Origin of the sequence: Cupriavidus sp. KB_39 (genome assembly GCF_052114485.1) — a bacterium.
Lineage (GTDB): Bacteria > Pseudomonadota > Gammaproteobacteria > Burkholderiales > Burkholderiaceae > Cupriavidus.
The window spans coordinates 79,317-96,918 of sequence record NZ_JBFREV010000020.1 but is presented as its reverse complement, the minus strand read 5'-3'; the positions used below and the strand labels follow the sequence as shown (position 1 = coordinate 96,918).

The 17,602-nt window shown below is 65.5% G+C and carries 18 protein-coding genes; 14 read left to right on the top strand and 4 right to left on the bottom strand.

All coding sequences use genetic code 11. From position 1 onward, the window contains the following. The first annotated feature begins 32 nt into the window (after window positions 1–32). A complete protein-coding gene (locus AB4Z27_RS16465; RefSeq protein WP_092291847.1) occupies window positions 33–809 on the top strand; it encodes an enoyl-CoA hydratase in 777 nt (258 codons plus the stop codon). An 18-nt stretch (window positions 810–827) separates the two neighbouring features. Here AB4Z27_RS16465 and AB4Z27_RS16460 read toward each other — a convergent pair whose 3' ends face one another. Next, entirely contained in the window at window positions 828–1,232 is a 405-nt protein-coding gene (locus AB4Z27_RS16460) for an acyl-CoA thioesterase (RefSeq protein ID WP_092291849.1), read from the bottom strand. A 97-nt stretch (window positions 1,233–1,329) separates the two neighbouring features. Between AB4Z27_RS16460 and AB4Z27_RS16455 the strand changes: the two genes are divergently transcribed. The 4 genes from AB4Z27_RS16455 (at window position 1,330) to AB4Z27_RS16440 (ending at window position 6,130) form a co-directional block, all read left to right on the top strand. Further along, window positions 1,330–3,231 carry an ABCB family ABC transporter ATP-binding protein/permease gene (locus tag AB4Z27_RS16455; protein ID WP_092291851.1) on the top strand — a complete coding sequence of 634 codons (1,902 nt, stop codon included), beginning with the start codon at window positions 1,330–1,332 and terminating at the stop codon, window positions 3,229–3,231. Between the two features lie 182 nt (window positions 3,232–3,413). Beyond that, window positions 3,414–4,472 carry an ABC transporter substrate-binding protein gene (locus tag AB4Z27_RS16450; RefSeq protein ID WP_092291853.1) on the top strand — a complete coding sequence of 353 codons (1,059 nt, stop codon included), beginning with the start codon at window positions 3,414–3,416 and terminating at the stop codon, window positions 4,470–4,472. After that, on the top strand, window positions 4,472–5,341 hold the full coding sequence (locus AB4Z27_RS16445) for an ABC transporter ATP-binding protein (RefSeq protein ID WP_092291855.1): 870 nt from the start codon (window positions 4,472–4,474) through the stop codon (window positions 5,339–5,341). Before AB4Z27_RS16450 ends, AB4Z27_RS16445 begins: the two co-directional genes overlap by 1 nt. A gap of 15 nt (window positions 5,342–5,356) precedes the next feature. Beyond that, complete coding sequence (locus tag AB4Z27_RS16440) at window positions 5,357–6,130, top strand: ABC transporter permease (RefSeq protein WP_092291857.1); 774 nt, start codon at window positions 5,357–5,359, stop codon at window positions 6,128–6,130. A 19-nt stretch (window positions 6,131–6,149) separates the two neighbouring features. On the opposite strand, the gene AB4Z27_RS16435 is transcribed toward AB4Z27_RS16440, so the two are convergent. Then, the gene (locus tag AB4Z27_RS16435; protein ID WP_092291859.1) at window positions 6,150–6,608 is read right to left on the bottom strand and encodes an Lrp/AsnC family transcriptional regulator; all 459 of its coding nucleotides are present in this window, start codon (window positions 6,606–6,608) and stop codon (window positions 6,150–6,152) included. Between the two features lie 6 nt (window positions 6,609–6,614). Continuing rightward, a complete protein-coding gene (locus AB4Z27_RS16430; RefSeq protein WP_441644835.1) occupies window positions 6,615–7,145 on the bottom strand; it encodes a cysteine dioxygenase in 531 nt (176 codons plus the stop codon). A 177-nt stretch (window positions 7,146–7,322) separates the two neighbouring features. On the opposite strand from AB4Z27_RS16430, the gene AB4Z27_RS16425 reads away from it, so the two are divergent. From AB4Z27_RS16425 to AB4Z27_RS16400, 6 genes are all read left to right on the top strand, one after another. Beyond that, the gene (locus AB4Z27_RS16425; RefSeq protein ID WP_092292143.1) at window positions 7,323–8,273 is read left to right on the top strand and encodes a LysR family transcriptional regulator; all 951 of its coding nucleotides are present in this window, start codon (window positions 7,323–7,325) and stop codon (window positions 8,271–8,273) included. A 122-nt stretch (window positions 8,274–8,395) separates the two neighbouring features. Then, on the top strand, window positions 8,396–9,703 hold the full coding sequence (locus tag AB4Z27_RS16420; RefSeq protein WP_092291861.1) for a Glu/Leu/Phe/Val family dehydrogenase: 1,308 nt from the start codon (window positions 8,396–8,398) through the stop codon (window positions 9,701–9,703). Window positions 9,704–9,991: 288 nt separating this feature from the next. After that, window positions 9,992–10,891, top strand: a complete 900-nt coding sequence (locus AB4Z27_RS16415; RefSeq protein ID WP_092291863.1) for a glutamate/aspartate ABC transporter substrate-binding protein — start codon at window positions 9,992–9,994, stop codon at window positions 10,889–10,891. A gap of 66 nt (window positions 10,892–10,957) precedes the next feature. Continuing rightward, entirely contained in the window at window positions 10,958–11,686 is a 729-nt protein-coding gene (locus AB4Z27_RS16410; RefSeq protein ID WP_092291865.1) for an amino acid ABC transporter permease, read from the top strand. Window positions 11,687–11,696: 10 nt separating this feature from the next. After that, entirely contained in the window at window positions 11,697–12,380 is a 684-nt protein-coding gene (gene gltK, locus AB4Z27_RS16405; protein ID WP_092291867.1) for a glutamate/aspartate ABC transporter permease GltK, read from the top strand. Then, a complete protein-coding gene (locus AB4Z27_RS16400; protein WP_441644834.1) occupies window positions 12,377–13,111 on the top strand; it encodes an amino acid ABC transporter ATP-binding protein in 735 nt (244 codons plus the stop codon). Before gltK ends, AB4Z27_RS16400 begins: the two co-directional genes overlap by 4 nt. Window positions 13,112–13,198: 87 nt before the next feature. Here the strand turns inward: AB4Z27_RS16400 and AB4Z27_RS16395 are convergent, their stop codons facing one another. Further along, complete coding sequence (locus AB4Z27_RS16395; protein ID WP_092291871.1) at window positions 13,199–14,029, bottom strand: class II glutamine amidotransferase; 831 nt, start codon at window positions 14,027–14,029, stop codon at window positions 13,199–13,201. A 130-nt stretch (window positions 14,030–14,159) separates the two neighbouring features. Between AB4Z27_RS16395 and AB4Z27_RS16390 the strand changes: the two genes are divergently transcribed. From AB4Z27_RS16390 to pyrC, 3 genes are read left to right on the top strand one after another with little or no spacing between them, the layout of a single operon-like run. Continuing rightward, window positions 14,160–15,233 carry a tartrate dehydrogenase gene (locus AB4Z27_RS16390; protein ID WP_441644833.1) on the top strand — a complete coding sequence of 358 codons (1,074 nt, stop codon included), beginning with the start codon at window positions 14,160–14,162 and terminating at the stop codon, window positions 15,231–15,233. Between the two features lie 23 nt (window positions 15,234–15,256). Next, the gene (locus AB4Z27_RS16385) at window positions 15,257–16,555 is read left to right on the top strand and encodes a glycerate kinase type-2 family protein (RefSeq protein ID WP_441644854.1); all 1,299 of its coding nucleotides are present in this window, start codon (window positions 15,257–15,259) and stop codon (window positions 16,553–16,555) included. A gap of 10 nt (window positions 16,556–16,565) precedes the next feature. Further along, entirely contained in the window at window positions 16,566–17,600 is a 1,035-nt protein-coding gene (gene pyrC / locus AB4Z27_RS16380) for a dihydroorotase (RefSeq protein ID WP_092291877.1), read from the top strand. The last annotated feature ends 2 nt before the right edge of the window (window positions 17,601–17,602 follow it).

Genomic DNA, 17,602 nt, shown 5'->3' with positions numbered 1-17,602 from the left:
CAATGAGCTAGACGAGACAGACGAGGTTTGACATGAGCATTGCCACACGAATCGACCAGGGCATCCTGACCATCGGCTTCGACCGCATCGACAAGAAGAATGCGATCACGGCCGCGATGTACCAGACCATGGCCGATGCGCTGCGCGCGGCGGAGACTGACGCCGCCGTGCGTGTGATCGTGATCGAGGGCAAGCCGGAGATCTTCACCGCCGGCAACGACCTCGAGGACTTCATGAAGCGCCCGCCGTCGCACGGCGCGGATGGCACGCCGGCGCCGGTGTTCCAGTTCCTGCATGCGATCAGCCACGCGAGCAAGCCCGTGGTGGCGGCGGTCAGTGGCGCGGCGGTGGGCATYGGCACGACGCTGCTACTGCATTGCGATCTCGTCTACGCCTCGGACACGGCGAAGCTGTCCCTGCCGTTCGCGCAGCTCGGCCTGTGCCCGGAGGCGGCGTCGAGCCTGCTGCTCCCGCGTCTGGTCGGCTATCAGCGCGCTGCCGAGAAGCTGATGCTGGGCGAGGCGTTCAGCGCGCAGGAGGCGCTGGCGATGGGTCTGGTGACCAAGGTGCTGCCGGTGGCCGAATTGCAGGACTACGTGCGCCAGCAGGCGGCCAAGCTGGCCGCGCTGCCGGCGTCGTCGCTGCGCGAGACCAAGCGGCTCATGAAGGGCGACGACGTGGCAGCCGTCGAGCAGAAGATGGGCGAGGAGGGCGAGGTGTTCCGGCGCATGCTGGTGGCGCCGGAAGCGAAAGAGGCGTTCTCGGCGTTCTTCGAGAAGCGCAAGCCCGATTTCTCGAAGTTCAGCTAAGACGCGAGCGTTGGCGCTTCAGGCGGTCGGGAGGGTTCTCGGCTGCCGCGTATCGTCGGTGGCCACGTAGGTCAGCGTGGCCTCCGTCACCTTCACGCATTCGTGGCTGTGGCGCATGCGTTGCGCGTAGACCTCCACCGACACGGTGATCGAGGTCCGGCCGGTCTTGACGATATCGGCATAGAAGCTCACCAGATCGCCCACCATCACCGGGTGCTTGAACAGGAACGAGTTCACGGCCACCGTGGCGACGCGGCCCTGGGCGCGCTCCACCGCCGGGATCGAACCGGCGATGTCCACCTGGGACATGATCCAGCCGCCGAACACATCGCCATGCACATTGGCGTCGGCGGGCATCGGCACCACGCGGAGGGCGGGGTTCTTGCCGGCGGGCAGTTCGGAGAGCGGGGCAGGATGGTTCATATCGGCAGGAAGGTAAGGCGGGGTGCGGGGGAATGTCATGGCCTGCCGGGATGTGCGATCTCTGCGACAATCGCGGCATTGGCAAGAATTCTAACGTATGCGCCGCTACTCCACGTCCGCCGATTCCCCCCCCGAATCGGCCAAATCGCTGTTCCCCGCCGGCGGCAAGCCCCGYAGCGACTGGCAGACCGTCCGTAACCTGCTGCCCTACGTCTGGCACTACAARTGGCGCGTGATGCTGGCGCTGACCTGCCTGGTGGCGGCCAAGGTGGCCAACCTCGGCGTGCCGGTGCTGATGAAGAAGCTGATCGACAGCATGAACATCGCCCCCGGCGATACCGCCGCGCTGCTCGTGGTGCCGGTCGGCCTGATCGTCGCCTACGGGGTGCTGCGGCTCTCGGGCACGCTGTTCACCGAGTTGCGGGAGATCCTCTTTTCGAAGGTGACGCAGAGCGCGGTGCGCGAGATCGCGCTGCAGGTCTTCCGCCATCTGCACGCGCTGTCGCTGCGCTTCCACCTGGACCGGCAGACCGGCGGCATGAGCCGCGACATCGAGCGCGGCACGCGCGGCATCCAGTCCCTGATCTCGTACTCGCTGTACAGCATCCTGCCCACGCTGGTGGAGATGTCGCTGGTGATCGGCTTCTTCGTGGTCCGCTACGACATCTGGTTCGCGGCGATCACCACCTGCGCGCTGGTCGGCTACATCGTGTTCACCATCGTCGTGACCGAGTGGCGCACGCACTTCCGGCGCAAGATGAACGAGCTGGACTCGCGCGCCAACCAGAAGGCGATCGACTCGCTGCTGAACTTCGAGACCGTGAAGTACTTCGGCAACGAGGAATACGAGGCCCACCGCTACGACGAGAACCTGCGCACCTACCGCACCGCCGCGATCCGCTCGCAGAACTCGCTGTCGTTCCTGAACTTCGGCCAGCAGACCATCATCGCCCTGGGGCTGATCCTGATCCTGTGGCGCGCCACGGTGGGCGTGGCGGCCGGCACGCTGACGCTGGGCGACCTCGTGCTGGTGAACACGCTGATGATCCAGCTCTATATCCCGCTGAACTTCCTCGGCGTGATCTACCGCGAGATCAAGCAGTCGACGACCGACATGGATCGCATGTTCGTCCTGCTCGGCACGAACCAGGAGGTGGCCGACACGCCCGGGGCGCTCCCGCTCCAGGTGCGCGGCGCCGAGGTGCGCTTCCGCCATGTGGGATTCGGCTACGAGAGCAACCGGGTGATCCTGGACGACGTCGATTTCACCATCGCCGCCGGGACGACCACCGCCGTGGTCGGCCACAGCGGCTCGGGCAAGTCCACGCTGGCGCGGCTGCTGTTCCGCTTCTACGACGTGTCCCGCGGCGGGATCGAGGTCGATGGCCAGGACATCCGCAACGTGCGCCAGTCGAGCCTGCGGGCGTCGATCGGCATCGTGCCGCAGGACACCGTGCTGTTCAACGACAGCATCTACTACAACATCGCCTACGGCCGGCCGGAGGCCACGCGCGACGAGGTCATCGAAGCCGCGCGCGCGGCCCAGATCGACACCTTCATCCGMGAACTGCCGCAGGGCTACGACACCCCGGTGGGCGAGCGSGGCCTGAAGCTGTCCGGCGGCGAGAARCAGCGCGTGGCCATCGCCCGCACGCTGCTCAAGAATCCGCCGATCCTGGTGTTCGACGAAGCCACCTCGGCGCTTGATTCGCGCACCGAGCAGGCCATCCAGGCCGAACTGATGCGGCTGGCGCAAAACCGCACCACGCTGCTGATCGCCCACCGGCTCTCCACCGTGGTCCACGCCGACCAGATCCTGGTGATGGATCACGGCCGCATCGTCGAGCGCGGCACGCATGCCGAGCTGATGCGCGCCAACGGCCGCTACGCGGAGATGTGGCTGATYCAGGCGCGCAGCGCGGCGGAGGGGGCGGTGGAGGCGGCGTCGCCGTCCGACGTGCTCGCCATCGACGTCGGCGACGCCACGCAGGACGCCTGAGATTGGCTTGGGATTGTCGACAATCGCTGTCGGCAACCCCGTCCCACAGAGCGCCGCGCACAATCATGGTTCGTCAATGCACGGCGCGCRTGCCCCGGATCGGGGCATGACACCCATGTGAAAAGCTGGCACGCGCCTTGCGAAAAGCCTTCCCAGGAGAGATCAACAACTGGAGAAGGTTCATGCCGCAATTCGCCGCGCGCCGTCATCTGCTGAAGCTGTGTACCGCATTGGGCACCACCATGGTGCTGTCGACACTCTGTGCAGGCACCGCTCAGGCGCAAGCCGCCACCAAGGTCCGCTTCCAGCTCGACTGGCGTTTCGAGGGCCCGTCCGCGCTGTTCCTGCTGGGCGAGCAGAAGGGCTACTACAAGGCGGAGAAGCTCGACGTGTCCATCGACGCTGGCAACGGCTCGGGCAACGTGGTCAACCGCGTGGCCTCCGGCACCTACGACATGGGCTTCGCCGACCTGGCCTCGGTGATGGAGTTCTACGGCAATAACCCGGACGCCAAGAACAAGCCGGTGGCCGTGATGATGGTCTACAACAACACGCCGGCCGCCGTGCTGGCGCTGAAGAAGTCCGGCATCCGCGCGCCCAAGGACCTGGCCGGCAAGAAGCTCGGCGCCCCGGTGTTCGATGCCGGCCGCCGCGCCTTCCCGATCTTCGCCAAGGCCAATGGCCTCCAGGCACAGTCGTTCAACTGGCAGGCGATGGACCCCACGCTGCGCGAGACCATGCTCACGCGCGGCGACCTGGACGCCATCACCGGCTTCTCGTTCACGTCGATCCTGAACCTGAACGCGCGTGGTGTGAAGGATGAGGACATCGTCGTCCTGCCGTACCCGCAGTTCGGCGTGAAGCTGTACGGCAACGCCATCATCGCCTCCGAGCAGTTCCTGAAGAGCAACCCGGAGACGGTCAAGGCGTTCCTGCGCGCGTTCTCCAAGTCCGCGCGCGACGTGATCGCGCATCCCGAGGAAGGCATCAAGGCCGTGAAGGCCCGTGACGGCATCATCGACGAGAAGCTGGAGGTGCGCCGCCTGAAGCTGGCGCTGGACAGCGTGGTGAAGTCGCCCGATGCCAAGGCCGAGGGCTTCGGCCGCGTGAGCAAGCCGCGCCTCTCGCTGATGGCGTCGCAGGTGGCCGATGCCTTCGGCACCAAGGGCCGGATCAACCCGGACACGCTCTGGACCGACGCCTACCTGCCTTCTGCCGCCGAACTGGACGTCCTGCGATGATGATGGCGCGAGAAAGCCTGTCCCCCGCCTCGGGCGGGGCGGCCAGCGGGGTCACGGAGGCCACCCTGGCTCCCCCGAAGCCGTTCGTCGATTTCAACCGTGTCTGGCTCGCCTATGACGACGAGCTGGCGCGGCGTGGCGAGTTCGCYGTGGAGGACATCTCGCTGCAGGCGGCGCAGGGCGAGTTYATCGCCATCGTCGGGCCGTCCGGCTGCGGCAAGTCCACCTTCATGAAGCTGGCCACCGGGCTGCGGCCGGCCACGCGCGGCGTGGTCAGCATCGCGGGCGAGAAGGTGAACGGCCCGCTCAAGCAGGTCGGCATGGCCTTCCAGGCGCCGACGCTGCTGCCGTGGCGCACCACGCTCGACAACGTGATGCTGCCGCTGGAGATCGTCGAGCCGTACCGCTCCACCATGCGCGCCAAGCGCAAGGAGTACGAGGCCCGGGCGCGCGACCTGCTCAAGACCGTCGGCCTSGCGGGCTACGAGGACAAGTTCCCGTGGCAGCTGTCCGGCGGGATGCAGCAGCGCGCGTCGATCTGCCGCGCGCTGATCCACCAGCCGCGCATGCTGCTGCTGGACGAGCCGTTCGGCGCGCTCGACGCCTTCACGCGCGAGGAACTCTGGTGCGTGCTGCGCGACCTCTGGCAGGCCCAGCGCTTCAACGTCATCCTCGTCACGCACGACCTGCGCGAGGCCGTGTTCCTGGCCGACACGGTCTACGTGATGAGCGCCCGCCCGGGCCGCATCCTGTTGCGCAAGGAGATCGACCTGCCGCGTCCGCGCGCGCTCGACGTCACCTATTCCGAACCGTTCGCCGAACGCGTGCACGAGTTGCGCGAGAAGATCGGCCACGTCCGCCAGCAATAAGAAGCGATCCACACCATGGCAACCATGACTTCCACCCAGGCAAAGCGCGTGCAGCGCGTGGCGCCGTGGCTCCTGCTGGGGGCTTTCCTGATGGTCTGGCAGGGCGCGTGCCTCGCTTTCCAGATCTCCGATTTCATCCTGCCGAGCCCGTCGGCCATCGTCGCCTCGCTGACCGAGTACAGCGGCGTGATCGCCGGCCATGCCTGGCGCACGTTCTGGACCACGATGGTTGGTTTTGGGCTGGCRATTGGCGTCGGTGTGGTGCTGGGCCTGCTGATGGGCTCGTCGAAGCTGGCCTACGCGGCCACCTACCCGCTGATGACCGCCTTCAACGCGCTGCCCAAGGCCGCCTTCGTGCCGATCCTCGTGGTCTGGTTCGGGCTGGGCGCCGGGCCGGCCATCCTGACGGCGTTCCTGATCTCGTTCTTCCCGATCATGGTCAACATCGCCACCGGGCTGGCCACGCTGGAGCCGGAGCTTGAGGATGTGCTGCGCGTGCTTGGCGCCAAGCGGCGCGACGTGCTGCTCAAGGTGGGCCTGCCGCGCGCGATGCCGTTCTTCTTCGCCTCGCTGAAGGTGGCCATCACGCTGGCCTTCGTCGGCACGACGGTGTCCGAGATGAGCGCCGCGAACGAGGGCATCGGCTACCTGCTGGTGTCGGCCGGCTCGGCGATGAAGATGCCGCTGGCGTTTGCGGGGCTRGTCGTCATCGCCGTGATGGCGATGGGGATGTACGAGCTGTTCGCGGTACTGGAAAAGCGCATGACGGGCTGGGCGCACCGGGGCTGATGCGCCCCGCAGGCGCCGCTCAGGCGTAGTCCAGCGGTAGCGCCGTCGTGTACTTGATTTGTTCCATCGCGAAGCTGGAGCTGACATCGGCCAGTTCCGCGCCCTGGATCAGCTTCTTGTACACGGCGTCGTAGGCGGCGATATCGGGCACCACCACGCGCAGCAGGTAGTCCGTGTCGCCGGCCATGCGGTAGAACTCGGTCACTTCGGGGATCGACGCCACCAGCCCGTGGAAGGCCTTGAGCCATTTCACGTTGTGCTGGTTGGTCCGGATCGACACGAAGACGGTCACGCCCACATTGAGCTTGCCGGCATCCAGCAGCGCCACGCGCTTGCGGATCACGCCCGATTCCTCGAGCTTCTGCACCCGCCGCCAGCACGGCGTGGACGTGAGGCCGACCTGCTCGCCGATATCGGCGACGGGCACGGTGGCGTCTTCCTGGAGGATCTCCAGGATCTGGCGGTCATAGCGGTCCATGAATCCTCAACTGACGATGGTATCCACCAGCAGGTTCACGCCGGTGGCGATGCGGTCCTGGTCCACGCCGTAGATATGGAGCGACACCGCCACGGCGTCGCTGGCATTGCCCAGCGCGTGGATGTGCTGCAGGCCGGCCGGCACGCTGAAAGTGTCGCCGGCCTCGCGGGTGACCGCGTTGACCTGAGATGCGGTGCGGTCCTCCGGGTTCCAGCGGTAGTGGCGCTCGGCCAGCGTGCCGCGCAGCACGCGGTAGGCGCACCAGGTGCGATGGCCGTGGACGSGGCTGAACTGCCCCGGCCGCCAGACCAGCACCATGACCGAGAACCGTTCGAAGGGATCGGCATGGACCAGGTGCCGCGTATAGCGGTCCGGACTGCCTTCGAGCGCGCCCGGCGGCAGGCTGGCGAGCAGCGTGTCGGCGTCCGGCAGGCTGGCCGCCACGTGCGCCGCCACCATCCGCGCGCTCTGGGCGAGCGTGGCTTCCATGCCGGTGGCGAGCGTGGAAAAGGACGAAGGGAGGACAAATGGTTGCATGGCGGTTGCGGGGGCAGGATGGGATCCCATTCATCTTAGTCGGCCCCCCTGAGCAAGGATATCCAATYTGTCGTCCAAATCTCGCTCCAATTGTAATCCTGTTCCAAAAAYATTCAAGAAATTGGAATAGATTTGCTCATCGTGCAGCCCGATGGCCGGCAAGCGATAATCCGCGCCATGGAAATCAAATGGCTTGAAGACTTCGTCAGCCTGGCCGAGACGCACAGCTTTTCGCGCTCGGCGGAGCTGCGGCATGTCACGCAACCGGCGTTCTCGCGGCGTATCCAGTCGCTYGAGGCGTGGGTGGGCACCGAACTGATCGACCGATCGAGCTACCCGACCACTCTGACCGACGCCGGAAAGGTGTTCTACGAGCAGGCGCTGGCCATGCTGGCCCAGGTCAGCGAAACCCGGGCGCTRATGCGCGGCCAGCGCTCGGCCAACGCCCAGGTGCTGGAATTCGCGGTGCCGCACACGCTGTCGCTGACCTTCTTCCCGGAATGGCTCAAGGGCGTGGAGCGCAAGGTCGGCACGCTGCCCTGCCGGCTGCGCGCGCTGAACGTCCACGATGCCGTGCTGATGCTGGTGGAGGGCGGCTGCGACCTCGTCATGGTCTACCACCACCCGCGCCAGGCCATCCAGCTGGATCCGGCCCACTACGACATGCTCGTGCTCGGCACCGAGCGGCTGTCGCCCTACAGCGTGCCCGACAGCACTGGCCGGCCCGTGTTCCGGCTGCCCGGCAGCGACAAGAAGCCGGTGCCGTTCCTCAGCTACACGCCCAATGCGTTCCTGGGACGGATGGTGGACATGCTGCTGTCCGAGTCGCCGGACATCCTCAAGCTCGACAAATGCTACGAGACCGATATGGCCGAGGCGCTCAAGGTCATGGCGCTGGCCGGCCACGGCATGGCTTTCCTGCCCGAGAGCGCGGTGCGGGACGACGTGCACGCAGGCCGGCTGGTGCGGGCCGAGGCCGCGCGCGGGCTGCCGCAGTCCATCGACATGGAGATCCGGCTCTACCGCGAACGGCCCACCGATGTCGGCAACGACCGCCGCAGCGGGCAGAGCCGGCGCAAGCGCCAGCTGGTGGACAAGGTCTGGGCTGCGTTGACGACGCAAGCCTGAGGGGTCGGGCGCAAGGTTATGCGCATCTTGCATAATGCTGCAGGGCGGGATGAGCAAACGGCATTGGATTCCGATGTGGAGGCGCCGATATTCTGCGTGTCACCTTCACTCGGAACTCAACGATGTCTTCCGCAGCACCGTCCAAGCCGTCCATCGCCTCCCACATCCTGCCTTCGTACCTGAACGCCGACGCGCTCGGGCCCTGGGGCATCTACCTCCAGCAGGTTGACCGTGTCACGCCCTACCTGGGTTCGCTGGCCCGCTGGGTGGAAACGCTGAAGCGCCCCAAGCGCGCGCTGATCGTGGACGTGCCCATCGAGCTGGACAACGGCACCATCGCCCACTACGAGGGCTATCGCGTGCAGCACAACCTCTCGCGCGGCCCGGGCAAGGGTGGCGTGCGTTTCCACCAGGACGTGACGCTGTCCGAGGTGATGGCCCTGTCCGCGTGGATGTCGGTCAAGAACGCTGCCGTCAACGTGCCCTATGGTGGTGCAAAGGGCGGCATCCGCGTGGATCCGCGCACGCTCTCCACGGCCGAACTGGAACGCCTGACGCGCCGCTACACCAGTGAAATCAACCTGATCATCGGCCCGACCAAGGACATTCCGGCGCCGGACGTGAACACCAACGCCCAGGTCATGGCCTGGATGATGGATACCTACTCGATGAACTCGGGCAGCACGGCCACCGGCGTGGTGACCGGCAAGCCGATCTCGCTGGGCGGCTCGCTGGGCCGTCACGAGGCGACCGGCCGCGGCGTGTTCGTGGTCGGCAAGGAAGCCGCCCGCAACCTCGGCATGGACATCAAGGGCGCGCGCGTGGCCGTGCAGGGCTTCGGCAATGTAGGCGCCGTGGCGGCCAAGCTGTTCCACGAGGCTGGCGCCAAGGTGGTGGCCGTGCAGGACCACCGCACCACGCTGTACAACCCGGCCGGGCTCGATGTGCCGGCGATGATGGAATACGCGTCGCACAGCGGCACGATCGAAGGCTTCCAGGGCGAAGTGCTGACCACCGAGCGGTTCTGGGAAGTCGAGTGCGACATCCTGATCCCGGCCGCACTGGAAGGCCAGATCACGGCCGCCAACGCGCCCAAGATTACGGCCAAGCTGGTGATCGAGGGCGCCAACGGCCCGACCACGCCCCAGGCGGACGACATCCTGCGCGAGCGCAACATCCTGGTCTGCCCGGACGTCATCGCCAATGCCGGCGGCGTGACCGTGTCCTACTTCGAATGGGTGCAGGATTTCTCGAGCTTCTTCTGGACCGAGGAGGAGATCAACGAGCGCCTGGTACGAATCATGCAAGAGGCCTTCCGGGCGATCTGGCAGGTGGCCCAGGACAATAAGGTCACGCTGCGGACGGCTGCGTTTATCGTTGCTTGTACGCGAATCCTGCAGGCGCGCGAGATGCGCGGCCTGTATCCCTGATTGAAACGGGCAATGAAAGGGGCGGATGGATGTTGCGACGCAGCATCCATCCTTTCCCCGGACATGAAAGGACGCGGCGGCCGGAGTTTTCCGGCTGCCGCGTTTTTTGTTGTCTGAATCATTGCAGTTGTGTCGCATTTTGGCGCAATGCCGCGCAACCATGCCTGAACTGGCACCAGTTAGGGGAAAAACCCGTTGTCTTGGGTCACGAGCTAAGCAATACTGTTTCGCCGGTGGGGCGTTTTTTTGCTAGAGTCCCGCCTTTCTCTTCATGGTCAAGGAGATGTTATGAATGTAGCCAAGCTGGCTAGCCTGGCGGTTGCTGCGGGTATTCTGTGCGGTACCGCGCAGGCTGCAGAGCCGCTGACGGGCACGCTGCAGAAGATCAAGGACACGGGTGTCATTACGCTGGGTGTGCGGGATTCCTCGATTCCGTTCAACTACAACCTTGGCGGCGTGCGCCAGGTGGGCTATTCCTACGATATCAATATGAAGATCGTGGAAGCCGTGAAGGACCAGCTGAAGCTGCCGAACCTGCAGGTCAAGGAAATCCCGATCACCTCGCAGAACCGGATCACGCTGCTGCAGAACGGCACGATCGACATCGAGTGCGGTTCCACGACCAATAACCTGGAACGCCAGAAGCAGGCCTCGTTCTCGAACAGCATCTTCATCATCGGCACCCGCATCATGGTGAAGAAGGATGGCGGCATCAAGGACTGGTCTGACTTGAAGGGCAAGAACGTGGTCACCACCGCTGGCACGACGTCCGAGCGCCTGCTGCGCAAGATGAACGACGACCAGAAGCTGGGCGCCAACATCATCAGCACCAAGGACCATGGCCAGTCGTTCCTGACGCTGGAATCGGGCCGTGCCGTGGCGTTCATGATGGACGACGCGCTGCTCTTCGGCGAACGCGCCAAGGCGAAGAACCCGGCCGACTGGATCGTCGTGGGCAAGCCGCAGTCGCGCGAGTCGTACGGCTGCATGATCCGCAAGGATGATGCCCCGTTCAAGAAGGTGACGGACACCGTGATCGCCGGCCTGATGAAGGACGGATCGATCAACACGATGTACACCAAGTGGTTCATGCAACCGGTACCGCCGAAGGGCCTGAACCTGGACTTCCCGCTGTCCGACGACATGAAGGCGCTCTTCAAGAACCCGAACGACAAGGCACTCGACTGATCCCTGTGATCGGAGCAGTGCGAAACGGAAGGAGAAGTCCTTCCGTTTCTTTTTGAAGGACGCACTATGGATTACATTTTTCACTGGGGAGTGTTCCTCGAGCAGGCCGCGCAGAACGAGACGTACCTGGACTGGATGATTTCCGGTCTCAAGGTGACGATCGCGCTGGGCCTGACCTCGTGGGCCATCGCCCTCGTCATCGGCTCGGTGCTCGGCGTGCTGCGCACGGTGCCGAACAAGCTGCTGTCGGGTATTGCCGCGACGTATGTCGAGATTTTCCGGAACATTCCGCTGCTGGTTCAGCTGTTCATCTGGTATTTCGTGATTCCCGAGCTGCTGCCGTTCGGCGACGCGATCAAGCAGATGAACCCGTTCACCCAGCAGTTCCTGGCCGCCATGCTCTGCCTGGGCACGTTTACCGCCGCCCGGGTTTGCGAACAGGTGCGCTCGGGTATCAACTCGCTGCCGCCGGGTCAGCGCAACGCCGGCCTGGCGATGGGCTTCACGCTCGCGCAGACTTACCGCTTCGTGCTGTTGCCGATGTCCTTCCGTGTCATCGTGCCGCCGCTCACCTCCGAATTCCTGAACATCTTCAAGAACTCGGCGGTGGCGTCCACGATCGGCCTGCTGGAACTCGCCGCGCAGGGCCGCCAGCTGGTGGATTACACGGCGCGTCCGTATGAATCGTTCATTGCGGTCACGGTGATGTACATGCTGATCAATCTGACGGTCATGCTGATCATGCGCTGGGTGGAACGCCGGACCCGGGTGCCGGGCTTCATCGGCGGCAAGTAAAGGGGCGCACATGGCATACGAATTCGACTTTAGTTCCATCAACCACGAAACGCTGGACGTGCTGTGGGAAGGCATGACGGTGTCGCTCAAGATCACCGTGACCGCGGTGGTGGTGGGCATTGTCTGGGGCACCATCCTTGCGATGATGCGCCTGTCTTCCTTCAAGGCGCTGAACTGGTTTGCGCAGGGGTACGTGACCATCTTCCGCTCCATCCCGCTGGTGATGGTGCTGTTGTGGTTCTTCCTGATCATCCCGCAGCTGCTGCAGAAGGTGTTCAACCTGTCGCCCGCGGCCGATTTGCGGATGACCTCGGCGCTCATCGCGTTCGCGCTGTTCGAGGCCGCGTACTACTCCGAAATCATCCGGGCCGGTATCCAGAGCGTGTCGCGCGGACAGATGTTCGCCGCGCAGGCGCTGGGCATGACCTACGGCCAGACCATGCGGCTGGTGATCCTGCCGCAGGCGTTCCGCAACATGGTGCCGCTGCTGCTGACGCAGGGCATCATCCTGTTCCAGGATACGTCGCTGGTCTACGTGAGCGCGCTGGCTGACTTCTTCGGCCAGGCCTACGGCATTGGCGAGCGCGACGGGCGCATCGTCGAAATGCTGCTGTTCGCGGGCTTCGTGTACTTCGTTATCTGCTTCTCCGCTTCGCTGCTGGTCAAGCGTTATCAGAAAAAGGTGGCTGTATGATCGAAATTAATAACGTTTCCAAGTGGTACGGCACGTTCCAGGTGCTGACGGACTGCACCACCAAGGTTGCCAAGGGCGAAGTGGTGGTRGTGTGCGGCCCGTCCGGTTCGGGCAAGTCCACGCTGATCAAGACCGTGAACGCGCTGGAGCCGTTCCAGAAGGGCGACATCCTGGTCGACGGTACTTCGGTGGGTAACGCCAAGACCAACCTGCCGAAGCTGCGCTCGCGCGTGGGCATGGTGTTCCAGAACTTCGAACTGTTCCCGCACCTGTCGATCACCGAGAACCTGACCATCGCCCAGATGAAGGTGCTCGGCCGCTCGAAGGACGAGGCGATGGCCAAGGGCCTGAAGTACCTGGAGCGCGTGGGCCTGAAGAACCAGGCGGCCAAGTTCCCCGGTCAGCTGTCTGGCGGCCAGCAGCAGCGCGTGGCGATTGCCCGCGCACTGTCGATGGACCCGATCTGCATGCTGTTCGACGAGCCGACCTCGGCGCTTGACCCGGAAATGGTCAACGAGGTGCTGGACGTGATGGTGCAGCTGGCTCAGGAAGGCATGACCATGATGTGCGTGACCCACGAAATGGGCTTCGCACGCAAGGTGGCCAACCGCGTGATCTTCATGGACGCCGGCAAGATCGTCGAGGAMTGCCCGAAGGAAGAGTTCTTCGGCGACATCGCTGCCCGCTCGGAGCGCGCCCGCCAGTTCCTGTCGAAGATCCTGCAGCACTAATTGGTGTAGCAGGTCGTCGGACCCCCTCTCCCGTCGGGAGAGGGGCGCAGCATCCCTCCCGCTTTACCCTCCCCAAAGCCTAAAGCCTCAAGTACACGCCGTATTGGCCGCGTTCTTCGCCTGCACCTCGGGCGGGATCGGCACGGTCAGCGTCATCGTCGGCAGGCCATGTTCGAACATGATCAGCTCGCCCGGCATGAAGCGCGTCCACGTCTCGTTGTCGGTCAGCGGCGCGGTGGCGATCACGGCCACGCGGTCGTCGGGTGTGGTCACCTGGGCGAAATCGATCGACAGGTCGGCATCGATCAGATGCGCCTTCGAGAACGGCCACTGCCGCACGATGTAGTACAGATGCGTCGAGCAGTGCGCGAACAGCGCCTGGCCATTGCATAGTAGAAAGTTGAAAACGCCATGCAGCGTGATGTCGCGCGTGATGTCCGCCAGCGCGTGGCCCAGCTCGTTCAGCGGCGGCTGGGAGCCCGGGAACCGCTTGCGCAGCCCCTGCATCAGCGTGCAGAACGCGAGTTCGCTGTCGGTATCGCCCACCGGCTGGTACACGCCGGACAGGAACGGCGAGAAGCCCTTCAGGTCGCCGTTATGGGCGAAGATCCAGTGCCGGCCCCAGAGTTCGCGCATGAACGGATGGCAGTTCTCGAGCAGCACCGTGCCCTGCGTCGCCTTGCGGATATGGGAAATGACGTTTTTCGACTTGATCGGATAACGCTTGATCAGCTCCGCCACCGGCGAGGTGCCGGCGGACTGGTTGTCGATGAACAGCCGGCAGGCCTTGTCCTCGAAGAATGCCACGCCGAAACCATCGGCATGGTGGTCGGTTACGCCGCCACGGGCGGCAAAGCCCGTGAAGGAGAACGTCACGTCGGTTGGCGTGGCGCAGTTCATGCCTAGCAGCTGGCACATGGGGGCACCGGTGCGGCAAGGGGCTGCCGCTTTGCAATAGAATGCAGACATTATCCCGCGCGTGCGGGACGCTGCCAAGCGCGGCGCCCGGGCGCCCCCCCTGCTGTTCAGCCCCAGCCCCTTCCCAGCCATGAGTCAATACAAGATCGCTGTCATTCCCGGAGACGGAATCGGAACGGAAGTGATGCCCGAAGGCATCCGTGCCATGGACGCCGCCGCGCGCCGCTTCGGCATCGACTTCCAGTGGGACCACTTCGACTTCTCCAGCTACGACTACTACGCCCGCCACGGCAAGATGCTGCCGGACGACTGGTTCGACACGCTGGTCAAGTACGACGCCATCTACTTCGGCGCCGTGGGCTGGCCCGAGAAAATCCCGGACCACGTGTCCCTGTGGGGCTCGCTGCTCCAGTTCCGCCGCTCGTTCGACCAGTACGTGAACCTGCGCCCGGTGCGCCTGATGCCCGGCATCAAGAGCCCGCTGGCCGGCCGCCAGCCTGGCGATATCGACTTCTACGTGGTGCGCGAGAACACCGAGGGCGAGTATTCGAGCATCGGCGGGCGCATGTTCCCGGGCACCGAGCGCGAAATCGTGGTCCAGGAGACCGTGATGAGCCGCGTCGGCGTGGACCGCATCCTGAAATTCGCGTTCGAGCTGGCCCAGAAAAGGCCCAAGCAGCACCTGACCTCGGCCACCAAGTCGAACGGCATCTCCATCACCATGCCGTACTGGGACGAGCGCGTGGAGGCCATGGCGGCCAATTACCCGGGCCTGAAGGTGGACAAGTACCACATCGACATCCTGACTGCGCACTTCGTGCAGCATCCGGACTGGTTCGACGTGGTCGTGGCCAGCAACCTGTTCGGCGATATCCTGTCCGACCTCGGCCCGGCCTGCACSGGCACGATCGGCGTGGCSCCGTCGGGCAATATCAACCCGGACAAGACCTATCCGAGCCTGTTCGAGCCCGTGCACGGCTCGGCGCCGGACATCGCCGGGCGCGGCGTGGCCAACCCGATCGGCCAGATCTGGTGCGGCGCGATGATGCTGGAGCACCTCGGCCATGCCGATGCGGGCGCCGCCGTGCTGGCCGCCATCGAGAAGGTGCTGGCCGCCGGGCCGGGCCACGCGCCSCTGACGCGGGATATTGGCGGCACCGCCGGAACGRCCGACCTGGGTCGTGCGATTGCGGAGGCGCTGTGAATACCGCTAACACCACCAACACCGTGACCTCCCATATCGACCCCCGCACGCTGCTGCTGGAGAGCTTCCGGGCCGCCGTGGCCGCAGCTGACCCGCTCGAGATCGTCGCCGCCCACCTGCCGCCGCCCCATGCCGGCGGCCGCACGCTCGTGGTCGGGGCGGGGAAGGCCGCCGCATCGATGGCGCTGGCCGTGGAGCGCGCCTACGCGGGCCGCGCCACGCTCGACGGCATCGTTGTCACCCGCTACGCGCACGGCCTGCCGACCGACCATATCCGCGTGATCGAGGCCGGCCATCCCGTGCCCGACGAGGCCGGCGAACAGGCCGCGGCGGACATCCTCGCCCGCGTGCAGGCGCTCGGGCCGGAAGACCGGCTGATCGTCCTGGTGTCTGGCGGCGGGTCGAGCCTGCTGTCGCTGCCGGCCGAAGGCATCGCCATGGCAGACCTCAAGGCCACCACGCGCGAACTGCTCCGATGTGGCGCACCGATCACAGAAATGAATATCGTGCGCAAGCACCTGTCGCGCATCCAGGGCGGCCGGCTGGCGCAGGCGAGCAAGGCGCCCGTGACCACGCTGATCGTCTCGGATGTGGCCGGCGATGATCCCAGCGCGATTGCATCCGGCCCCACCGTGGCCGATCCGAGTACGTATGCCGATGCGCTGGCCATCCTGCAACGCTACGGCGCGAAGGTGCCGGCCCCGGTGCAATCCCACCTGGAACGCGGCGCGCGGGGCGAGATCGACGAGACGCCCAAGCCGGGTGATCCGTTGTTCACCCGGGTCGAGAATCACATGATCGCCACCGCGCACGGCAGCCTGGAAGCCGCCGCCGCGCTGTTCCGCAAACAGGGCATCCAGCCCGTGGTGCTGGGTGACACCGTGACCGGCGAAGCCCAGGAAGTCGCGCGGGTCTATGCCGCGCTGGTGCGCGAGATTCGCGCGTACAATGCGCCGTTCGCCGCGCCGGTGGCGCTGATTTCCGGTGGCGAATGCACGGTGACGCTGCCCGCGAGCGGTGCCGAGCGGGCCCGGGGCGGCCGTTGCTCGGAGTTCCTGCTGTCGCTGGTGATCGAGCTGGGCGGGGCGGACAATATCCATGCGATCGCCGCCGATACGGACGGCATCGACGGCTCCGAGGACAACGCCGGCGCCGTGTGCTGCCCCGATTCGCTCAAGCGCGCCGAGGCCGCCGGCGTCTCCGCCCGCCAGCAACTCGATGCGCACGATGCCTGGGGTTTCTTCGATGCCATCGGCGACCTGGTCCAGACCGGCCCCACGCGCACCAACGTGAACGATTACCGCGCCATCCTGATTCTTTGAATTTCCAGCTATGACCCAGACGCTCACCATCACCCGCCCGGACGACTGGCACCTGCACCTGCGCGACGGCGCGGCGCTGGCTGCCGTGCTGCCGGACACCGCGCGCCAGTTCGGCCGCGCGATCATCATGCCGAACCTGAAGCCGCCCGTGACCACGGTGGAGCAGGCTGCCGCCTACCGCGCGCGCATCCTGGCCGCGCTGCCGTCCGGCATGGCGTTCGAGCCGCTGATGACGCTGTACCTGACCGACAACTTGCCCGCCGAGGAAATCGTCGCCGCCAAGGCGAGCGGCTTCATCCACGCGGTGAAGCTGTACCCGGCCGGCGCCACCACCAACAGCGACGCCGGCGTGACTGATATCCGCCGCTGCGCCGCCACGCTGGAAGCCATGCAGCGCGCCGGCCTGCCGCTGCTGGTGCACGGCGAAGTGACCGATGGCGACATCGACATCTTCGACCGCGAAGCCGTGTTCATCGACCGCGTGATGCGGCCGCTGCGCAAGGATTTCCCGGAGCTGAAGGTGGTCTTCGAGCACATCACCACCAAGGACGCGGCCCAGTACGTGGCCGAGGCCGAAGGCCCGGTCGGGGCGACGATCACCGCGCACCACCTGCTGTACAACCGCAATGCGATCTTCACCGGCGGCATCCGCCCGCATTACTACTGCCTGCCGGTACTCAAGCGCGAGACCCATCGCGAGGCGCTGGTCAAGGCGGCCACGTCCGGCAGCGCGCGGTTCTTCCTCGGCACGGACAGCGCGCCGCATGCACGCGGCCTGAAGGAACACGCCTGCGGCTGCGCGGGCTGCTACACGGCACTGCATGCGATGGAGCTGTACGCCGAAGCGTTCGATACTGCCGGGGCGCTCGACAAGCTGGAAGGCTTCGCCAGCTTCCACGGCCCGGCGTTCTACGGCCTGCCGCGTAACACCGGCACGCTCACGCTGTCGCGCGAAGACTGGGAGTTGCCGGCTGAACTGCCGTATGGCGACACCACGCTGGTGCCGCTGCGCGCCGGCGAGACCCTGCGCTGGAAGGCGCAATAAGC

What these genes read in the sequence shown, in the direction of transcription:
- AB4Z27_RS16460 (WP_092291849.1), bottom strand. Translation starts at nt 1,232, where the DNA reads ATGAACCATCCTGCCCCGCTCTCCGAACTGCCCGCCGGCAAGAACCCC.
- AB4Z27_RS16450 (WP_092291853.1), top strand. Translation starts at nt 3,414, where the DNA reads ATGCCGCAATTCGCCGCGCGCCGTCATCTGCTGAAGCTGTGTACCGCA.
- AB4Z27_RS16435 (WP_092291859.1), bottom strand. Translation starts at nt 6,608, where the DNA reads ATGGACCGCTATGACCGCCAGATCCTGGAGATCCTCCAGGAAGACGCC.
- AB4Z27_RS16420 (WP_092291861.1), top strand. Translation starts at nt 8,396, where the DNA reads ATGTCTTCCGCAGCACCGTCCAAGCCGTCCATCGCCTCCCACATCCTG.
- AB4Z27_RS16415 (WP_092291863.1), top strand. Translation starts at nt 9,992, where the DNA reads ATGAATGTAGCCAAGCTGGCTAGCCTGGCGGTTGCTGCGGGTATTCTG.
- AB4Z27_RS16410 (WP_092291865.1), top strand. Translation starts at nt 10,958, where the DNA reads ATGGATTACATTTTTCACTGGGGAGTGTTCCTCGAGCAGGCCGCGCAG.
- gltK (WP_092291867.1), top strand. Translation starts at nt 11,697, where the DNA reads ATGGCATACGAATTCGACTTTAGTTCCATCAACCACGAAACGCTGGAC.
- AB4Z27_RS16395 (WP_092291871.1), bottom strand. Translation starts at nt 14,029, where the DNA reads ATGTGCCAGCTGCTAGGCATGAACTGCGCCACGCCAACCGACGTGACG.
- pyrC (WP_092291877.1), top strand. Translation starts at nt 16,566, where the DNA reads ATGACCCAGACGCTCACCATCACCCGCCCGGACGACTGGCACCTGCAC.